The sequence below is a fragment of the Afipia sp. GW821-FHT04G03 genome, assembly GCF_059419985.1.
On sequence record NZ_JBWKSV010000002.1, the window covers coordinates 674,515 to 690,697 of the forward strand.

Sequence of the window (16,183 nt, forward strand, 5' to 3'; positions counted from 1 at the left end):
AGTGAGCGATCTGAAAGAACGAACCAGAACCATCGAGGCCGGCCCCAAGGGGCGCCACCGCACGGTTCAGGTTGTGGTTGGCAACGTCAAGGTTGGCGGCGGCGCACCGATCGTGGTGCAGTCGATGACCAACACCGACACCGCCGACATCGAAGGCACCGTCACACAGGTCGCAGCGCTTGCGCGCGCCGGCTCCGAAATGGTCCGCATCACGGTGGACCGCGACGAGGCCGCCGCTGCCGTTCCGCATATCCGCGAGAAGCTCGACAAGCTCGGTGTCGACGTGCCGCTGATCGGCGACTTTCACTACATCGGCCACAAGTTGCTCGCCGATCATCCGGCCTGCGCGGCGGCGCTGTCGAAGTATCGCATCAATCCGGGCAACGTCGGTTTCAAGAACAAGCGCGACACGCAATTCACCGACATTGTCGAAATGGCGCTCAAGCACGGCAAGACCATCCGCATCGGCGCGAACTGGGGTTCGCTCGATCAGGAGTTGCTGACCAAGCTGATGGAAGAGAACGCCAAGTCGCCCGATCCGATTGACGCCCGCGCGGTGACGCGCGAGGCCATGGTGCAGTCGGCTCTGTTGTCGGCGGCGCGCGCAGAGGAAATCGGCCTGCCCAAGAACAGGATGATCCTGTCGGCCAAGGTTTCCAACGTGCAGGATCTGATCGCGGTGTATCGCGAATTGGCTGCGCGTTCGGATTACGCCATTCACCTCGGTCTCACCGAAGCCGGCATGGGCTCGAAGGGTATCGTCGCCTCGTCGGCGGCGCTCGGCATCCTGCTTCAGGACGGTATCGGCGACACCATTCGCGTCTCGCTCACGCCTGAACCCGGCGGCGACCGCACCATCGAAGTGAAGGTCGGTCAGGAAATTCTTCAGACCATGGGATTCCGCACGTTCGTGCCGCTGGTCGCGGCATGTCCCGGTTGCGGCCGCACCACCTCGACGGTGTTCCAGGAACTCGCGCGCGATATTCAGGCCTTCATTCGCGATGAGATGCCGAACTGGAAAACACGCTATCCCGGCGTCGAAGAGCTTAACGTCGCGGTGATGGGCTGCATCGTGAACGGCCCCGGCGAATCCAAACACGCGAATATCGGCATTTCGTTGCCGGGCACGGGCGAAACACCGGCCGCGCCGGTGTTCGTCGATGGCCAGAAATTCCGCACGCTGCGCGGTCCGGGTATCGCGGCCGATTTCAAGGCGCTGGTGATCGATTACATCGAACAGCGTTACGGTGGCGCTGGCGCAAAAGCCCCGGCGATCACAGCCGCCGAATAAGTTTTCGGTACATTCCGCGTAAAATAAAACCTGCCTGCGATCAAAGCGGCAGGTTTTTTTCGCGGTTATCGACCACGGCTTCCTCGAGATCGAGATCGCGCTCGATCCGCCGCCGGGTTTCGTCGGTGATTTTTCCGTCACGCAGCAGCTTATGCAGATGCGCACGCTCGACCGAAATGATCTCGCGGACCAGTGACGCGCCCTGCGTCGCTGGCGTGACCTGACCATCCTCCCGGGGTGGATCGGGGAGTGCGCGCATCCGGGTTTCGTGACGGGCCTCGAGAAATCGTGCGAGGCTTTGGGGCAGGTTGCGCTCCCGGATAATCTTGTCGAGCGAGCCGCGCGCGGCTTCCAGAATATGCCGCCTTGCGGCGATTTCGGCTTCGCGCTCGTGAATGGCTTCGAGCTGTCCGTGCTTCGACAGGCCAAGCATCTTCACCACCAGCGGCAGCGTAAGCCCGATCCCGACCAGCGTGACGAAGATCACGCCGAAGGTGACGAACAGGATCAGGTCGCGATGGGGAAATTCTTCGCCGCTGGGCAAGGTCAGCGGCACTGCGAGTGCGACTGCGAGCGAGACCACGCCGCGAATGCCGGTGAAGCCGATGACGACAATGGCGCGCCATGACGGCAGTGGATCGCGAGCGGCCAGTCGTTTGCTGAATACGCGTGTGAGATAGGTGCCGGGGAAAACCCAGATGAATCTCGCGGCGATCACGATCGCGGAGATGATGGCGATGGCCATGAGAATGTTGCCAACGGGCAGGTCTTTGGATTTCTCGACCAGAACCCGTGTCTCGAATCCGATCATCAGGAACAGCACGCCCTCGATCAGCCAGATCACGACATCCCAGAAGAAAATGCCCTGCAGGCGGGTGCTCGCGGGAATCAGCAGCGGGCCGTTCCAGCTCACATAGAGGCCGGCGACGACGGTCGCGATCACGCCCGAGCCGTGGAAGTGCTCCGGAACCCAGAACGCGAGGTATGGCGTCAACAGCGAGAGAGCAATCTCGACGCGCGGATCGTGCGCCCATTGCCGCAGCCGCAGGCTAAGCCAGCCGACAGCCACGCCGAAGGCGATTTCGCTGACGATGATTGCGACAAACGTGCCGGCGGCGGGAGCCAGCGAGAACGTGCCGGTCGATACCGCCAGCACGGCAAAGCGATACAGGATCAGCGCGGTTGCATCGTTCGCCAGTCCTTCGCCTTCGAGAATGACGAGAATGCGGTGTGGCAGCTTGAGGCGCCTTGCGATGGCGAGCGGCGCCACCACGTCCGGCGGCGAGACGATTGCGCCGAGCACGAAGCCAATACCCCAGGGCAGGCCCAGAACCCAGTGCGCGGCGGCGGCGACCGCGCAGGTCGTGAAGATCACGCAGCCGATGGCGAGCAGCGCGATGGGCCGCAGGTTGGCTTTGAACTCCCGCCAGCTCATCGAGACACCCGCCGAATAGATCAGCGGCGGCAACACCAGCAGCAGCACGCCTTCCGGCTTGATCTCGATGCTTGGAAAGCCGGGCGTGAACGCGAGCACGATGCCGACGACCAGGAAGACGATGGCGGGCGCGATTTCCAGCTTCTTCGCCAGCGTGGCGGAGGCTCCGAGCACGGTCAGCACAAGGAGGAAAGTCAGGAATGTTGCGACCATGCTGGTGTCTCGTATCCGACTTATCTTCTCTCGCCGCCCGCCCCGACGATACGTCGGAATCAAATCACGAGAGTCAAATCGCGCTGGCGGCGATGTTGACCATCAGGGCCACCAACGCGGTGTTGAAAATGAATGAGGCGACGCCGTGGGCCGTGGCGGTGCGGCGGATAATTTTGTCGGTGATGCCGACGTCAGAGACCTGTGCCGTCATGCCGATCACAAACGAGAAGTAGACGAAGTCCCAGTAGTCGGGTTCGCCGCCGCCGGGAAACGCGAGCCCGCCGGCCTTGGCGGCGCGGTAATAATCATGCGCGTAATGGAGCGCGAATGTGGTGTGAATGGCGCACCATGACAGGACGATAGTCACCACGGCGAGCACGAGCTGCGGGGTTTGTTGCGGCTTGATTCCGAGCTCCAGGACGATGGCGGCTATGCTGGCGAACGCCGCGACTGCCGTGAGGATCAGGATCAGAAAGCGTCCGTCGTCCTGCGCCGCGGCTTGGCGGCGAATCTGTTCAGTGTTGCAACTGAAGACGGTGACGAAGGCGAGCGACAAGTACAGCGCGATGGAAACGTCCCATGCGACGAGAAGCCGGGTCGCCAGCCGCCACGCGGCGGGCATCACCAGCAAGGAAAGCGTTCCAATTGCAAGCGAGATGAAAAGGCGTGGCCGTGCATAGATAATGCGCAACGGCGCCGGCATGCCCTTGAGACGAAGAAGATACGGATCTCCGCCCTTCTTCCCTGTCATCGCAGCTCCTAGTTCTGCCGCTCGGCGACGAAGCGCGACGCCGCGCGGAGAACATCGCCCTTCGCGCCGAATGGCGCGAGGGCGGCATCGGCATGCTTGAGGAGATCGCGCACGCGAGCCTTGGCGCCGTCGATGCCAAGCAGCGTGACGAACGTGGTCTTGCCGGCCGCGGCATCCTGTCCGGCGGGTTTGCCGAGTGCCGTGGCGTCGCCTTCGACGTCCAACAGGTCGTCGGCGATCTGGAATGCTTCGCCCAGTGCATGACCGTAGGTGTCGAGCGCGTCGTACTGCGCCTTGGGCGCCTGACCGAGAAGCGCACCTGCGATGCAGCCATACTTGAGCAATGCGCCGGTCTTCATCTGCTGCAGCTTGGCGACGTCCGGCGGCTCCGGATCGCCGAAGCGGCCTTCGCCGGCAAGATCCATGATCTGTCCTCCGACCATGCCGCCGATGCCCGACGCGCGCGCCAATGCGCGGGTTAGCAGCAGACGCACCGTCGGGTCTTTGTGGACTTCATCGCGGGTGATGATGTCGAATGCGAAAGTCAGGAGCCCGTCGCCCGCGAGGATCGCGGTGGCATCGTCGAATTTCTTGTGCGACGTCGGACGTCCGCGGCGCAGATCGCTGTTGTCCATCGATGGCAGATCGTCATGGATCAGCGAATAACAGTGGATGCATTCGAGTGCGGCGCCCGCCATCAGCGCGGCATCGCGCGCGACGCCGAATACGGCGGCGCTTTCCACCACCAGAAAAGGACGAAGCCGCTTGCCGCCGTTCAGGCTCGAATAACGCATCGCCTCCATCAGCCGGTGAGGCCGCTCGATTTCGCCTGCCAACGGCTTTTCGGACATAAGGCGCGCCAGCAGCGCCTCGGTGTCCGCTGCCGTGGCGTCGAGACGTTTCATGAAATCCTGTGGTGAAGTGCCGGTGGTCATCAAAAGCTCCAAAGGAACGCAAATTTCGGCGGACAATCCGTCATGCCGCCGCTCGCGTCAATTCCGCAGAACGCAATCCTGACAGGGATTTGGCTAGAGCCGAGCTGCGGGTTTCTGCTAGCAAGGGCGGGGTGCGATGCCCGGCCGATCTCCAGACAGGAATGTCCATGGCTGCTTATGTCATTTTCGATGTCGAGATTCGCGACGCCGAGCGGTATCGCAATTTCATGAGCGAGGTGAAGCCGGCGCTGGAAGAAGCGGGAGGGCGTTATCTTGCCCGCGGCGGCGCGCACAAGGTGCACGAAGGCGATTGGAGCCCACGTCGCATTGTTCTTCTTGAGTTCCCGTCGGTGGCCGCGTTCGAGACTTTCTATCACGGCCCGGTTTATCAGGGCCTCAAGCATATTCGGGATGAGTGCAGTTCGGCCCGGCTCGTCAGCGTTGAAGGGCTATAGGCTGAATGCGACGACTGATCCGTGGAGTGGTGTTGATTGTACTGGGGCTTGTGCTGCTGCCCTACGTGCTGACGCCGATTTACAACGCGGGGCACCCCATCTCGACGCTGATGATCGGGCGTTTCCTCACGGGCGAGCCGGTGACGCGAACGTGGGTCGATATTGACGCCGTTGCTCCGGCATTGCCGCGCTCCATCGTCGCCGCCGAGGACGCCAAATTTTGCTTCCATCGCGGCATCGACTGGAATTCGGTTCAGGACATCATCGAGGACGCGCAGGATGGTGGCGAGGTCACCCGTGGCGGCTCCACCATTACGCAGCAGGTCGCGAAGAACCTGTTTCTGTGGCCGGGGCGTAGCGTGGTCCGCAAGGTCCTGGAATTTCCGCTGGCGCTCTGGATCGATCTGATCCTGCCGAAAAAGCGCATTCTGGAACTGTATCTGAACGTGGCGGAACTGGGTCCCGGCGGCCAGTTCGGCGCCGAGGCTGGCGCGAACTACGCCTTCGGCCGTCCGGCATCGGATCTGTCGCCGCAACAGGCCGCCTTGCTGGCCTCGATCCTCCCCAATCCGGTGATCCGGAGCGCCCGCAAACCGGGTCCCGGCGTCAGGCGGCTGGCCGGAACCTATATGCAACGGGCCCAGTCTGCGGAAATCTCCAACTGCTGGGGCCGGACCCGCTGATTTTTGGGCCATTTTTGGGTATTTTCCGCGCATTCCCGGTCTAGCTTTCGCGCCCGGCTTCATCTATAAGCCCGACCTCAATCCGAATTCTGGAGAGCCCCCGCCCGGCGGGTGAGCCTTGATTTAGAGGACGACGATCCCATGGCCGTTCCACGCAGGAAAACCTCGCCGTCACGCCGCGGCATGCGCCGCTCGGCGGACGCGCTCAAGAAGCCGACATATGTCGAGGACAAGGATTCGGGCGAATTGCGCCGTCCGCACCACCTCGATCTCAAGACCGGCATGTACAAGGGCCGCCAGGTCCTGAAGGTCAAGAAGGACTGACGTCCTTCTTCGTTCGCGCTGCCTCGCGCAGCGCGAACAGCGGTGCTGTTTGGCGGAAGGCATGCGAAGGCCTTCCACAAGAACGCCACACACCCATGTGACGACAAACGCCTTACAGGACGTCGTTCAAGGAAAGCTGCCGGCGATGATCGGTTTCCCGCTGCTTCTGATTCCGTTCGCGATCTACAACATCTTCGTGTTTCTGATGCCCGGCGTGGCTTTCACCGCGCCGATCGCAAGCATGACGCTGATGTCCGGCGTGGCGTGGACGCCGACGTTCGGTGATGCGCTGCTCGCGCTGGGAACGCTGCTGCTGCTGCTCGAGGTCATCAAGGCCGCGCGGCCCGGCGCGCGATATCTGACCGATCATTTGCTGTCGCTGATCGTGTTCGGCGCGGCGGTTGCAGAGTTCGTGATGCTCGCCCCGTTCGGCACCTCGACGTTCTTCCTGCTCACGGTGCTGATGGCCGTGGAGTTCCTTGCGGGCGTGTCGATCGGGTTCCGTAACCGACATCGTCGCGCCCCGGTTGCGATGCCCGCATCTGTAGCGCCCGCCGCCGAGTCGGCGGTTGTACCGACTCCAACTGACGTGACGAGAGACGCTGCGCGGGCCTCGACCCGTCTCGCTCCGTCCGAACCGTCATTCGGTCGGACGGATCCGAAGCCGGTCGAGCCGGTGTTTGATCGCGCGCCAGAGCCGCGATCGGAGCCACAGCTTCGCACCGAGCCGCAGCCTGAGCTTGCACCCAAGCCGAGGCCGTCGCTTGATGTCGTCCGGAGTTCAGAGAGCGCCGCTCCTGCGCCCGAGCGCAAGATCGCGGACTGGAGCGTTGCCGACCTCGTGTCGGATCATGAGCCCGGAACCAAAACCCCACCGAAGCCCTGACCGCGGCTCACGCGGTTTGCGATAGCATCCTGCCGGAGTTGTTCGTGCTCTGCCCGGTTGCGCGGTCGTACACTGTGCGTGCGTCGGACGGTGTTGCCCGCCGCAGGGCTCGCGTCTGCGGCGTCTGCTCGGCCATCGCAATCAGATGTGCGACGAACGATGCGTCCGGCCGCGCCGAGCGCCGCGTTACCGTCGGGGCCACAAGCTCGACAGGAACCACCGCCCGGCTCGCGACAGGCGCGTCCGTGGCTTCTTGCCGAGCCGCAGATTGCGGCGTGTGTGAGCCTCGGCCGGTCGGTGTGATCCTGGAAATAATCATGGCGCTTCAGGGGCCTGCCTCATTTTGAGACGCATTGCGCCTCTCCAGCAAGACATCGCAAGGGCTGTGCCGGATGTGGTTGGCATGGGGTTACCTGCTTCAGGACATTGATAATCAAGCTGTTTGCCAGATTATTCAGGAAGTTGACCTAGACTCCCGGGCACCAGACACTTCAATCCCAGTCACGAATCACCCGTACGCGCGTCCTGGAACGAGGCAGCTTTGACAGTCACGCGGTTCCAATCCTCGCTCCATTCGGGGCCTGCCGTCGCACCTGCGGACAGCCTGTCGGGCCGCCGCATCCATCCTGTGGCCGGTCCGGATCTTCTCGCCATCCTCGGACAGGCGAGCTTCTCGTGGAACATCGTAGGCGACACCCTGCACTGGAGCGACAACGTCGCGGCCGTTCTTCCCGATATTCCACAACCTGCGTTGTTGAAGGCCGGCGAGTTTTCAAAGCTGATCGAGCCGATGCGCGGCATCCGCAACGACGCCGTGCTGAATTCGACCGCGACCGACTGCGGGGAGGGCGTGCCCTATCAGATCGAGTACGGCCTGCGCGCGGGCATATCGGCGCCGGTGCTCTGGATCGATGAATGCGGCCGCTGGTTTGCTGGCCCCGACGGGAAGCCGTCCCATGCCCACGGCATCATTCGCGTCAATAACGAACGCCACGCCCGCGACGAGCAACTCCTGAAGCTTTCACAGAACGATCCGCTGACCGGCGAATTCAATCGCACACGCCTGGTGGCTGCGCTGGCGGAGGCTATCGAGGAAGCCGGCCGGTTCCGATCGTCCTTCGCCTTCATGCTGGTCGGCATCGATCACCTCGCGCAGATCAACGACGCCTTTGGCTATGAAGTCGCCGACGAGGTCATTCTCGAAGTTGCCAAGCGTATCCGCGCGCGGTTGCGCGGTGGCGATGTGCTCGGCCGTTTCTCCGGCAACAAATTCGGACTAATCCTGAAGAATTGCTCTGTCGATGACATGAATATCGCCGCTGAGCGATTTCTGTCCGGAATTCGCGATGAGGTGGTGCCGACCAGATCGGGTCCGGTGGCATTGACCGCATCGATCGGCGCCATCAATGCGCTGCGGCACGCCAACACCGTTGAAGACGCGATGAGCCGGACTCAGGAGGCGCTGGCTCTCGCCAAGGCGCGGCGCCGGGGCTCCTTGATGGTCTGGCATCCGAACGTGGAGCGCGATGCGCAGCGCCGGGTCAACATCCGCGTCACCGATGAGATCGTCACCGCGCTGAACGAACGCCGTATCGTGATGGCTTACGAGCCGGTCGTCACCACGATCTCACGGCAGCCTGCGTTTCACGAATGTCTGGTGCGGATGCGTCAGGAGGACGGCGCTTACTCGCTGTCGCCCGACATCGTGCCGGTCGCCGAGAAGCTCGGCCTGATCAGGCTTGTCGATCACCGCGTGCTGGAGCTGGTGATCGCGGAGCTCGCAAGCGCACCGCAGGTGCAGCTGAGCCTGAACATTTCCCCCGGTACGGCGATGGACCCTGACTGGTGGGCCAGCATCGAGTCCCTGATGCAGACACATCCCGGGGTCGGCGAACGGCTGATCGTCGAGATCACCGAAACGGTGGCGATCCAGAATCTGGACGATGTCCGCGGATTCGTCACGCGCCTGAAGAACTTCGGCAGCCGGATCGCGATCGACGATTTCGGCGCCGGCTACACGTCATTTCGCAACCTGCGCAAGCTCGGCGTTGATATCGTGAAGATCGACGGTGCGTTCGTGCAGAACATCGCGCGCTCTTCGGATGACCGCGCCTTCGTGCAAACCCTGATCGATCTCGCGCACCGGCTCGGCATCAAGACCGTCGCCGAATGGGTGCAGGACGAGGAATCGGCCAGGCTGTTGCAGGGCTGGGGCTGCGATTACATCCAGGGGCGGCTGACAGGACTGGCTTCGCTGACGAAGCCGTGGGTCATGGATGCGACCCAGCCCCGGTGCGCCAAACCGGCGGCGTCAGCCGCAAGCTGACATCGACAACTTGCGGCGGCAGGTTGCGACAAGCGGATTTGCCGCGTCCTGCAGAAATCCTGCTAATCAGCTCTTGTTTTCTGATTCCCGGGACATGCGCTCGAGACGATCCTGCATTTCTTTCATCTGACGCTTGAGATCGTCGATATCCGCTTCGGGCTCGCTCGCGGTCGGCGGGGATTCGGCTGACGGCGTTTCCTTGCGCAGCGGCGCACCGAAAGGCTTGAACATCGAGAACGTGCGTTCGAACATTTCCATGTTGCGGCGAACATGTTCTTCCAGCGGCGCGAACGGCGTCATGCTGAAGGTATTCGTCATCTGCTTGCGGAATTTTTCCTGTTCGCGCGTCAGCGTATCGATGGACTGCTCCAGATATTTCGGCACGATCATCTGCATGCTGTCGCCGTAAAAGCGGATCAGCTGGCGCAGGAACGTGGTCGGCAGCAGGTTCTGTCCGGCCTTGTTTTCCTGTTCGAAAATGATCTGGGCCAGCACTGAGCGGGTGATGTCGTCGCCGGTTTTCGCGTCGTAGACGAGGAAATCCTCGCCTTCCTTCACCATGGCCGCGAGATCTTCAAGCGTCACGTAAGTGCTGGTGCCGGTGTTGTAGAGGCGCCGATTGGCATACTTTTTAATCGTAATTGGCTGATCGGATTTTGCCATGGACTCACACATACCTACTTAGCGAGGAATGGAACCGGCGAACGTCGCCGAGGGCAGTGCAAACAATGCATCGCAATAAACTAAGCACTTTCAGAATGGTACGGCTACCGTTTTGTGCAGCACGGTTAATGTCCGGGCATGGCGCGGCGGCCGAAACGCCCAGCAAACGGCCAGAATGCCTTTGGCCGATTGACACGAAAAGGCTAGGTTAACAGGATAGAGCGAGAGCTAGCCGGCCCCACCGGCGGCATTCCCCTCGCGGCCCCGAGTCCTTATCGACTTCAAAATCAGGAGATGTCCATGTCCGACGATGTCGTCATCGTCAGCGCTGCCCGCACCCCGGTCGGCACCTTCAACGGCGCATTCGCCAATATCCCCGCCCACGACCTAGGGGCCGTCGCCATCAAGGCCGCGCTCGATCGGGCCGGCATCGAGCCCGCCCGCGTCTCCGAAATCATCATGGGCCAGATCCTGACTGCGGCTCAGGGGCAGAATCCGGCACGTCAGGCTGCCATGAAGGCCGGTATCCCGGTGGAAAGCCCGGCTTGGGGCGTCAACATGCTGTGCGGATCGGGATTGCGCACGGTGGCCTTGGGTTATCAGGCCCTCATGAACGGCGATTCCGAGATCGTGGTCGCCGGCGGTCAGGAATCCATGAGCATGTCGCCGCATGCCCAGCATTTGCGAGGTGGCGTCAAGATGGGCGCACTCGATCTCGTCGATACCATGATCAAGGATGGATTGTGGGATGCCTTCAACGGCTACCACATGGGCAACACCGCGGAGAACGTCGCGCGGCAGTTCCAGATCACTCGCCAGCAGCAGGACGAGTTCGCCGTTGGTTCGCAGAACAAGGCCGAAGCGGCGCAGAAGGCCGGCAAGTTCAAGGATGAAATTGTGCCGTTCACCGTCAAGACCCGCAAGGGCGACATCGTGGTGGAAGCCGATGAAGGCCCGCGCCACGGCGCCTCGGTGGAAGCGATGACCAAGCTCAAGGCCGCCTTCGAAAAGGACGGCACCGTGACCGCCGGCAACGCGTCGGGCATCAATGATGGCGCCGCGGCGCTGGTGCTGATGACTGCGAAGCAGGCCGCCAAGGAAGGCAAGACACCGCTCGCGCGGATCGTGTCGTGGGCGCAGGCCGGCGTCGATCCGTCGATCATGGGCACAGGCCCGATCCCCGCATCGCGCGCTGCGCTTAAGAAAGCCGGCTGGAAACCTGGCGATCTCGATCTGATCGAGGCCAACGAGGCTTTCGCTGCTCAGGCGTCCGCTGTGAACAAGGAAATCGGCTGGGATCCTGCCAAGGTCAACGTCAACGGTGGCGCAATTGCCATCGGTCATCCGATTGGCGCATCGGGCGCGCGCGTGCTGGTGACGCTGCTGCATGAAATGCAGAAGCGCGATGCCAAGAAAGGTCTCGCGACGCTGTGCATCGGCGGCGGCATGGGCATCGCAATGTGCGTTGAGCGGTAACGTTCTTTCGAACGCACTGCACAATACAAAGTCTAAATGCCCGGCATTCTGCCGGGCATTTTTTCTTGCTGTTGTTGCAAATGGCCTGAATACTTGTTTTCCAAAAACACTTCAGTGACGGAGGGGATACTCAACATGGCACGCGTGGCATTGGTAACAGGTGGAACACGCGGCATCGGCGCTGCGATCAGCAAGGCGTTGAAAGCCGCCGGCTACAAGGTTGCGGCAAGTTATGCCGGCAATGACGAGGCCGCCGCGAAATTCAAGGCCGAGACGGGAATCCCGGTCTACAAATGGGATGTCGCCGCGTTCGACGCATGCGCGGACGGGGTCAAGAAAGTTGAAGCCGATCTCGGGCCGATCGATGTGCTGGTCAACAACGCCGGCATCACCCGCGACGTGCCATTCCACAAGATGTCGCTCGACCAGTGGAACGCCGTCATCAACACCAATCTCGGTTCGCTGTTCAACATGACGCGGCAGGTCATCGAGGGGATGCGCACCCGCAAGTTCGGCCGCATCATCAGCATTTCATCGATCAACGGCCAGAAGGGGCAGTTCGGACAGGTCAATTATTCGGCGGCGAAGGCCGGCGACATCGGCTTCACCAAGGCGCTCGCGCTTGAGAATGCGCGCGGCGGCATCACCGTGAACGCGATCTGCCCCGGCTACATCAACACGGAAATGGTGCAAGCGGTGCCGAAGGATGTGCTGGAGAAAAACGTCATTCCGCAGATTCCGGTAAGCCGCCTCGGCGAGCCCGAGGAAATCGCACGCGCCGTGCTGTTTCTTGCGTCCGACGATTCCGGCTTTATCACCGGATCGACGATGACGATCAATGGCGGGCAGTATCTGCACTAACATCTCCCGGCCGAAGGAGTGGCGTTGTCGCGGATTGAATGGCATTGATCCGCGATGACCTCGTCCGCTGCCACTCTGATCGGACTGACCGCCATTCTGATGTGGTCGCTGCTTGCCGCGTTTACCGTGGCGACAGGCCGCGTCCCGCCGTTTCAGCTGCTGGCGATGACGTTCGCCATCGGGGCGTGTGTGGGACCTTTGACATGGCTGTGGCGGCCGTCCGCGATCCGCGCCCTGCGGCAGCCTGTTCTGGTCTGGCTGGTCGGGATCGGCGGACTGTTCGGGTATCACGCGCTGTATTTCCTGGCGCTGCGCCTCGCGCCGCCGGCGGAGGCGGGCCTGTTGAACTATCTCTGGCCGCTGCTGATCGTGTTGTTGTCCTCGCTGCTGCCGGGCGAGCGCCTCGCGCCGCATCACATCGTTGGCGCGGTACTCGGTTTTGCCGGCACGGTCGTGCTGTTTGCCGGCAATAGCGGGTCTCAGTTCGATCCCGCCCATATTCCCGGCTTTGTCGCTGCCTTTGTCGCAGCATTCGTATGGGCCGGCTATTCCGTGATGTCGCGCAAGCTCGCATCGGTGCCGACGGACGCAGTCGCGGGTTTTTGCCTGGCCACGGCGGTTCTGGCGGCGGCGTGTCACTTCGCTTTTGAAGTCACGATCTTGCCGGAAACCGCTTTGCAGTGGCTCGCCATCGTGGCGCTCGGCATCGGTCCGGTGGGCATCGCGTTCTTCGCGTGGGACATCGGCATGAAACGCGGCGACATCCGCGTGCTGGGGGCTGCGTCCTACGCTACACCGCTGCTGTCCACGGCGTTTCTCATTGTTGCAGGGTTCGCCAAACCCACAGCGACATTGGCCATTGCAGCCGCATTGATCGCGGGCGGCGGCCTCATTGCCGCGAAGGATATGATCGCCAAACGATCATCCTAACCCGGCGACCAGCCGGGCGGCGCAAGCTCGAACGTTGCAAAGTCGAAACCGGGCGCGACCGTGCAGCCGACCAGTGTCCAGTCGCCGCTGCTCTCGGCCGCCTGCCACGCATGGGCAGGCACAACGGCTTGCGGCAGTTCGCCTGCTGTCAAATCGCATCCGAGCCGGATCGCGCGCTCGCCGTCGCCGTCGGCGATCCGCAGCGTCAATGCGCTGCCGGCGTAATAGTGCCAGACCTCCGCTGCATCCACGCGATGCCAGTGCGATTTCTCGCCGCGGGCCAGCAGGAAGTAAATCGCGGTGGAGGCCGCGCGGCTCCCTGTGGCGGTTTGCGGATCGCGGAATGTCTCGCGATAATGCCCGCCTTCTGGATGCGGCTTCAGATCGAGACATGCGATGATCTCGCCCGCCGACAGCGCTGTTGACGGCCCGGTCAAGCCTTGTGTCATGCCTTGTTCTTGCGCTCGCGCAGTTCTCCGAACACCTCAGCCGGACTCTTGCCCGCAAGCCCGACGGCGGCGGCAACGGACGGAACGTCGGCGCGCAGGAAGGTGTTGGCTTCCTTCTCGTCGCGGATCAGCGTCGGGATTGTCGGCTGGTTTGCGGCGCGCAGCTTCGCAACTTCCTCGGCGCGCGCCTTCAATGCCGGATTGTTGGGCTCGATGCCGAGTGCGAACTTGACGTTGGAGGCGGTGTATTCATGACCGCAATAGACGCGCATGTCGTTCGGCAGCGCGCGCAGTTTGAGGAGCGATTCCCACATCATCGGATAGGTGCCCTCGAACACGCGGCCGCAGCCGATCGAGAACAGCGTGTCGGCGCAAAACAGCGCGCGGTCGTCATCGAACACGTAGCTGATGTGATCGAGCGTGTGACCCGGCGTTTCCAGCACACGCGCTGTCAGGTTGCCGACCTTGACGCTCGCGCCTTCCTTCACGCGTTCGTCGACCTGTGCGATCGCCGTTCCCTTGTCGTGAGGCGCAACCACGCGACAGTTATATTTTGCCTTGAGTTCGGCAATGCCCCCCACATGGTCATTGTGATGATGGGTGACGAGAATGTCAGTCAGCGTCCAGCCCTCGCGCTGCAATGCCTTGATGATAGGGCCGGCCTCCGGTGCGTCGATCGAGGCGGTGGCCTTGGTGACCGGATCGTGAATGAGATAGCCGAAATTATCGGACAGGCAGGGAAACAGGCGAATCTCGGCAGTCATGACGTCTCCATTCGTCGAGGATAGGCCACGCTAACACGGTCATATTGCAGAGTGAAATACGTTAACGCTGGTCCGTTGATCGTCCGGCGGACGCTGCATCTCGCGATGCGGCGTGTTAGAGTGACGGTATGACAATCGACGTGATCGACCTGCGCAATTTTTATTCGCAGCGCCTCGGAACCGTAGCGCGGCGGCTGATCAGTCGCGGTATCCAGCGGCACTGGCCGCATGCCGATGGCCTGCGTGTCGCTGGGCTCGGCTATCCGACGCCGTATCTGGGATTGTTTCGCGAGGATGCCGAGCGGTGCATCGCACTGATGCCCGCCGCGCAGGGCGTGCTCAAATGGCCCACGGCGCGTCCGACGCTCTCGACGCTGGTGGATGAATTTTCGCTGCCGCTGGCCGATGCCGCCGTCGACCGCATTCTCCTGGTTCACGCGCTGGAAATATCCGACGACCCGGAAGGATTGCTGCGCGAGGTGTGGCGCGTGCTGGCGCCGTCGGGCCGCATGATGGCGATTATTCCCAACCGCCGCGGTGTGTGGACGCGAACCGACAACACGCCGTTCGGCCACGGCCGGCCCTATTCGCGCTCGCAGATCACGCAGTTGTTGCGGCAGACCTGGTTCACGCCGACGGCGTGGGGCGAGGCGCTGTTCGTACCGCCATTCGAGAGCGGCTGGGTTCTGCGGTCAGCGATGGCGTGGGAGCGTATGAGCGCGGCGGTGTCGTCGCCGTTTGCAGGCGTCCACATTGTGGAAGCGTCGAAGCAGGTTTATCGCGCGATTCCTGCGCATCGCGAACGCACGCGGTTGATACCGTCGATGCCGCCTGTGTTGGTGCCGACGACGACACGGTATGACGACGAGCCGTCTGCCGGTTGAACAACACGGGGCTGAACAAAAAGCCCGCCTGAGCGGCGCTCAGACGGGCAATCGAATTGACGCGATGTCAGCCGGACTTACTCGCCAGCCGAGAAATCTTCCGATGAAGGCTGTGCGGCCTGACCTTCAGGACGCGGGCCGGGCGGACGCCGGCGGCGGCGATGGCCGAAGCGCTCGCCGTTCTGATTGCCGTTGGCCTCTGCTCCATTTCCGGCAGGCTGCGGCTGTGCGCCGCCGGTGATGAAGGACGGAAGGCGATCGACCGGCTCGCTCTCGGAAGGTTGCACCGAAGGCTGCGGCTGCGAACGATGATCGCGATCGCGGAAGTTCTGCTCGCGGGGCTGCTGCTGCTCGCGCGGGAATGGCTGCTGCTCGCGCTGCTGAAATTGCGGCTGCGGCTGGGGCTGCGGCTGATGCCCCGGCCCGAATCCCGGCTCCGCGCCGAAGTTGGAATAGCTGTCGCTGTCGTCGCCATTGTCGTCGAGCGAATCGCCATCGATGCGCGGCACGGGCTGCTGCTGCGGCTGGTTCTGGCGGAATTGCTCCTGCGCTGCCGCGATCAGGCGGAAATAGTGTTCAGCGTGCTGGTAGTAATTTTCCGCAGCGACCGGATCGCCGGAGCTGCGCGCATCACGCGCAAGCTGAACGTATTTTTCTGCGACGTGAGATGCGGTGCCGCGAATCTTGATGTCGGGTCCGTTGGACTCGAAAACCCGGGTCATCGGGTTCTGGCCGCGCCGGTTATTATTATTATTGTTGTTATTATTATTGTTATTGCGGCTGCGCATACGCTTGTTGTTATTCGGGCCGTTTCTCATGTGGTGCCTTCTACCGATTCAGGATCGTGGTGGTTGGTG

The 16,183-nt window shown here is 62.4% G+C and carries 17 protein-coding genes; 10 read left to right on the forward strand and 7 right to left on the reverse strand.

The window, feature by feature from the left end; all coding sequences use genetic code 11:
- The first annotated feature begins 1 nt into the window (after position 1).
- Complete coding sequence (gene ispG, locus AC07UB_RS12485) at positions 2 to 1,291, forward strand: flavodoxin-dependent (E)-4-hydroxy-3-methylbut-2-enyl-diphosphate synthase (RefSeq protein WP_492791190.1); 1,290 nt, start codon at positions 2 to 4, stop codon at positions 1,289 to 1,291.
- 40 nt (positions 1,292 to 1,331) lie between these two features.
- On the opposite strand, the gene AC07UB_RS12490 is transcribed toward ispG, so the two are convergent.
- The 3 genes from AC07UB_RS12490 to AC07UB_RS12500 form a co-directional block, all read right to left on the reverse strand.
- Positions 1,332 to 2,939, reverse strand: a complete 1,608-nt coding sequence (locus tag AC07UB_RS12490; protein WP_492791189.1) for a Na+/H+ antiporter — start codon at positions 2,937 to 2,939, stop codon at positions 1,332 to 1,334.
- A gap of 73 nt (positions 2,940 to 3,012) precedes the next feature.
- Complete coding sequence (locus AC07UB_RS12495; protein WP_492791188.1) at positions 3,013 to 3,690, reverse strand: DUF1345 domain-containing protein; 678 nt, start codon at positions 3,688 to 3,690, stop codon at positions 3,013 to 3,015.
- Positions 3,691 to 3,698: 8 nt separating this feature from the next.
- On the reverse strand, positions 3,699 to 4,625 hold the full coding sequence (locus AC07UB_RS12500) for a polyprenyl synthetase family protein (protein WP_492791187.1): 927 nt from the start codon (positions 4,623 to 4,625) through the stop codon (positions 3,699 to 3,701).
- Positions 4,626 to 4,792: 167 nt separating this feature from the next.
- Here AC07UB_RS12500 and AC07UB_RS12505 point away from each other — a divergent pair, with 167 nt between their 5' ends.
- From AC07UB_RS12505 to AC07UB_RS12525, 5 genes are all read left to right on the forward strand, one after another.
- Positions 4,793 to 5,080 carry a DUF1330 domain-containing protein gene (locus AC07UB_RS12505; protein WP_492791186.1) on the forward strand — a complete coding sequence of 96 codons (288 nt, stop codon included), beginning with the start codon at positions 4,793 to 4,795 and terminating at the stop codon, positions 5,078 to 5,080.
- Positions 5,081 to 5,085: 5 nt separating this feature from the next.
- A complete protein-coding gene (gene mtgA, locus AC07UB_RS12510; RefSeq protein ID WP_492791185.1) occupies positions 5,086 to 5,763 on the forward strand; it encodes a monofunctional biosynthetic peptidoglycan transglycosylase in 678 nt (225 codons plus the stop codon).
- A 141-nt stretch (positions 5,764 to 5,904) separates the two neighbouring features.
- Positions 5,905 to 6,087: a 50S ribosomal protein L32 gene (rpmF, locus tag AC07UB_RS12515; protein WP_002713690.1), complete on the forward strand. Its 183-nt coding sequence runs from the start codon at positions 5,905 to 5,907 to the stop codon at positions 6,085 to 6,087.
- Between the two features lie 145 nt (positions 6,088 to 6,232).
- Complete coding sequence (locus AC07UB_RS12520) at positions 6,233 to 6,973, forward strand: hypothetical protein (RefSeq protein ID WP_492791184.1); 741 nt, start codon at positions 6,233 to 6,235, stop codon at positions 6,971 to 6,973.
- Between the two features lie 619 nt (positions 6,974 to 7,592).
- Positions 7,593 to 9,299: an EAL domain-containing protein gene (locus AC07UB_RS12525; protein ID WP_492792721.1), complete on the forward strand. Its 1,707-nt coding sequence runs from the start codon at positions 7,593 to 7,595 to the stop codon at positions 9,297 to 9,299.
- Positions 9,300 to 9,365: 66 nt separating this feature from the next.
- On the opposite strand, the gene phaR is transcribed toward AC07UB_RS12525, so the two are convergent.
- On the reverse strand, positions 9,366 to 9,962 hold the full coding sequence (gene phaR / locus AC07UB_RS12530; protein WP_492791183.1) for a polyhydroxyalkanoate synthesis repressor PhaR: 597 nt from the start codon (positions 9,960 to 9,962) through the stop codon (positions 9,366 to 9,368).
- Positions 9,963 to 10,262: 300 nt separating this feature from the next.
- Here phaR and AC07UB_RS12535 point away from each other — a divergent pair, with 300 nt between their 5' ends.
- The 3 genes from AC07UB_RS12535 (at position 10,263) to yddG (ending at position 13,229) form a co-directional block, all read left to right on the forward strand.
- Positions 10,263 to 11,438, forward strand: a complete 1,176-nt coding sequence (locus tag AC07UB_RS12535; RefSeq protein ID WP_492791182.1) for an acetyl-CoA C-acetyltransferase — start codon at positions 10,263 to 10,265, stop codon at positions 11,436 to 11,438.
- A 135-nt stretch (positions 11,439 to 11,573) separates the two neighbouring features.
- Positions 11,574 to 12,299 carry an acetoacetyl-CoA reductase gene (phbB, locus tag AC07UB_RS12540; protein WP_492791180.1) on the forward strand — a complete coding sequence of 242 codons (726 nt, stop codon included), beginning with the start codon at positions 11,574 to 11,576 and terminating at the stop codon, positions 12,297 to 12,299.
- A 54-nt stretch (positions 12,300 to 12,353) separates the two neighbouring features.
- Positions 12,354 to 13,229, forward strand: a complete 876-nt coding sequence (gene yddG, locus AC07UB_RS12545) for an aromatic amino acid exporter YddG (RefSeq protein ID WP_492791179.1) — start codon at positions 12,354 to 12,356, stop codon at positions 13,227 to 13,229.
- Here the strand turns inward: yddG and AC07UB_RS12550 are convergent.
- Positions 13,226 to 13,678 (reverse strand): cupin domain-containing protein, encoded by a 453-nt coding sequence (locus AC07UB_RS12550; RefSeq protein WP_492791178.1) that lies wholly within the window; start codon positions 13,676 to 13,678, stop codon positions 13,226 to 13,228. The two genes, yddG and AC07UB_RS12550, sit on opposite strands and share 4 nt — an antisense overlap.
- On the reverse strand, positions 13,675 to 14,442 hold the full coding sequence (gloB, locus tag AC07UB_RS12555) for a hydroxyacylglutathione hydrolase (protein WP_492791177.1): 768 nt from the start codon (positions 14,440 to 14,442) through the stop codon (positions 13,675 to 13,677). Before gloB ends, AC07UB_RS12550 begins: the two co-directional genes overlap by 4 nt.
- 128 nt (positions 14,443 to 14,570) lie before the next feature.
- Here gloB and AC07UB_RS12560 point away from each other — a divergent pair, with 128 nt between their 5' ends.
- Positions 14,571 to 15,326: a methyltransferase domain-containing protein gene (locus AC07UB_RS12560; RefSeq protein WP_492791176.1), complete on the forward strand. Its 756-nt coding sequence runs from the start codon at positions 14,571 to 14,573 to the stop codon at positions 15,324 to 15,326.
- 77 nt (positions 15,327 to 15,403) lie between these two features.
- On the opposite strand, the gene AC07UB_RS12565 is transcribed toward AC07UB_RS12560, so the two are convergent.
- Positions 15,404 to 16,144 carry a DUF4167 domain-containing protein gene (locus AC07UB_RS12565; RefSeq protein WP_494653246.1) on the reverse strand — a complete coding sequence of 247 codons (741 nt, stop codon included), beginning with the start codon at positions 16,142 to 16,144 and terminating at the stop codon, positions 15,404 to 15,406.
- Positions 16,145 to 16,183 lie beyond the last annotated feature (39 nt).

Excerpts from the sequence above, each read along its gene's own strand:
- AC07UB_RS12550 (WP_492791178.1), bottom strand. The coding sequence starts at position 13,678 with ATGACACAAGGCTTGACCGGGCCGTCAACAGCGCTGTCGGCGGGCGAG.
- AC07UB_RS12495 (WP_492791188.1), bottom strand. The coding sequence starts at position 3,690 with ATGACAGGGAAGAAGGGCGGAGATCCGTATCTTCTTCGTCTCAAGGGC.
- AC07UB_RS12565 (WP_494653246.1), bottom strand. The coding sequence starts at position 16,144 with ATGAGAAACGGCCCGAATAACAACAAGCGTATGCGCAGCCGCAATAAC.
- AC07UB_RS12500 (WP_492791187.1), bottom strand. The coding sequence starts at position 4,625 with ATGACCACCGGCACTTCACCACAGGATTTCATGAAACGTCTCGACGCC.
- rpmF (WP_002713690.1), top strand. The coding sequence starts at position 5,905 with ATGGCCGTTCCACGCAGGAAAACCTCGCCGTCACGCCGCGGCATGCGC.
- mtgA (WP_492791185.1), top strand. The coding sequence starts at position 5,086 with ATGCGACGACTGATCCGTGGAGTGGTGTTGATTGTACTGGGGCTTGTG.
- phaR (WP_492791183.1), bottom strand. The coding sequence starts at position 9,962 with ATGGCAAAATCCGATCAGCCAATTACGATTAAAAAGTATGCCAATCGG.
- yddG (WP_492791179.1), top strand. The coding sequence starts at position 12,354 with ATGACCTCGTCCGCTGCCACTCTGATCGGACTGACCGCCATTCTGATG.
- phbB (WP_492791180.1), top strand. The coding sequence starts at position 11,574 with ATGGCACGCGTGGCATTGGTAACAGGTGGAACACGCGGCATCGGCGCT.
- AC07UB_RS12560 (WP_492791176.1), top strand. The coding sequence starts at position 14,571 with ATGACAATCGACGTGATCGACCTGCGCAATTTTTATTCGCAGCGCCTC.
- gloB (WP_492791177.1), bottom strand. The coding sequence starts at position 14,442 with ATGACTGCCGAGATTCGCCTGTTTCCCTGCCTGTCCGATAATTTCGGC.
- AC07UB_RS12535 (WP_492791182.1), top strand. The coding sequence starts at position 10,263 with ATGTCCGACGATGTCGTCATCGTCAGCGCTGCCCGCACCCCGGTCGGC.
- AC07UB_RS12490 (WP_492791189.1), bottom strand. The coding sequence starts at position 2,939 with ATGGTCGCAACATTCCTGACTTTCCTCCTTGTGCTGACCGTGCTCGGA.
- AC07UB_RS12505 (WP_492791186.1), top strand. The coding sequence starts at position 4,793 with ATGGCTGCTTATGTCATTTTCGATGTCGAGATTCGCGACGCCGAGCGG.
- AC07UB_RS12520 (WP_492791184.1), top strand. The coding sequence starts at position 6,233 with ATGATCGGTTTCCCGCTGCTTCTGATTCCGTTCGCGATCTACAACATC.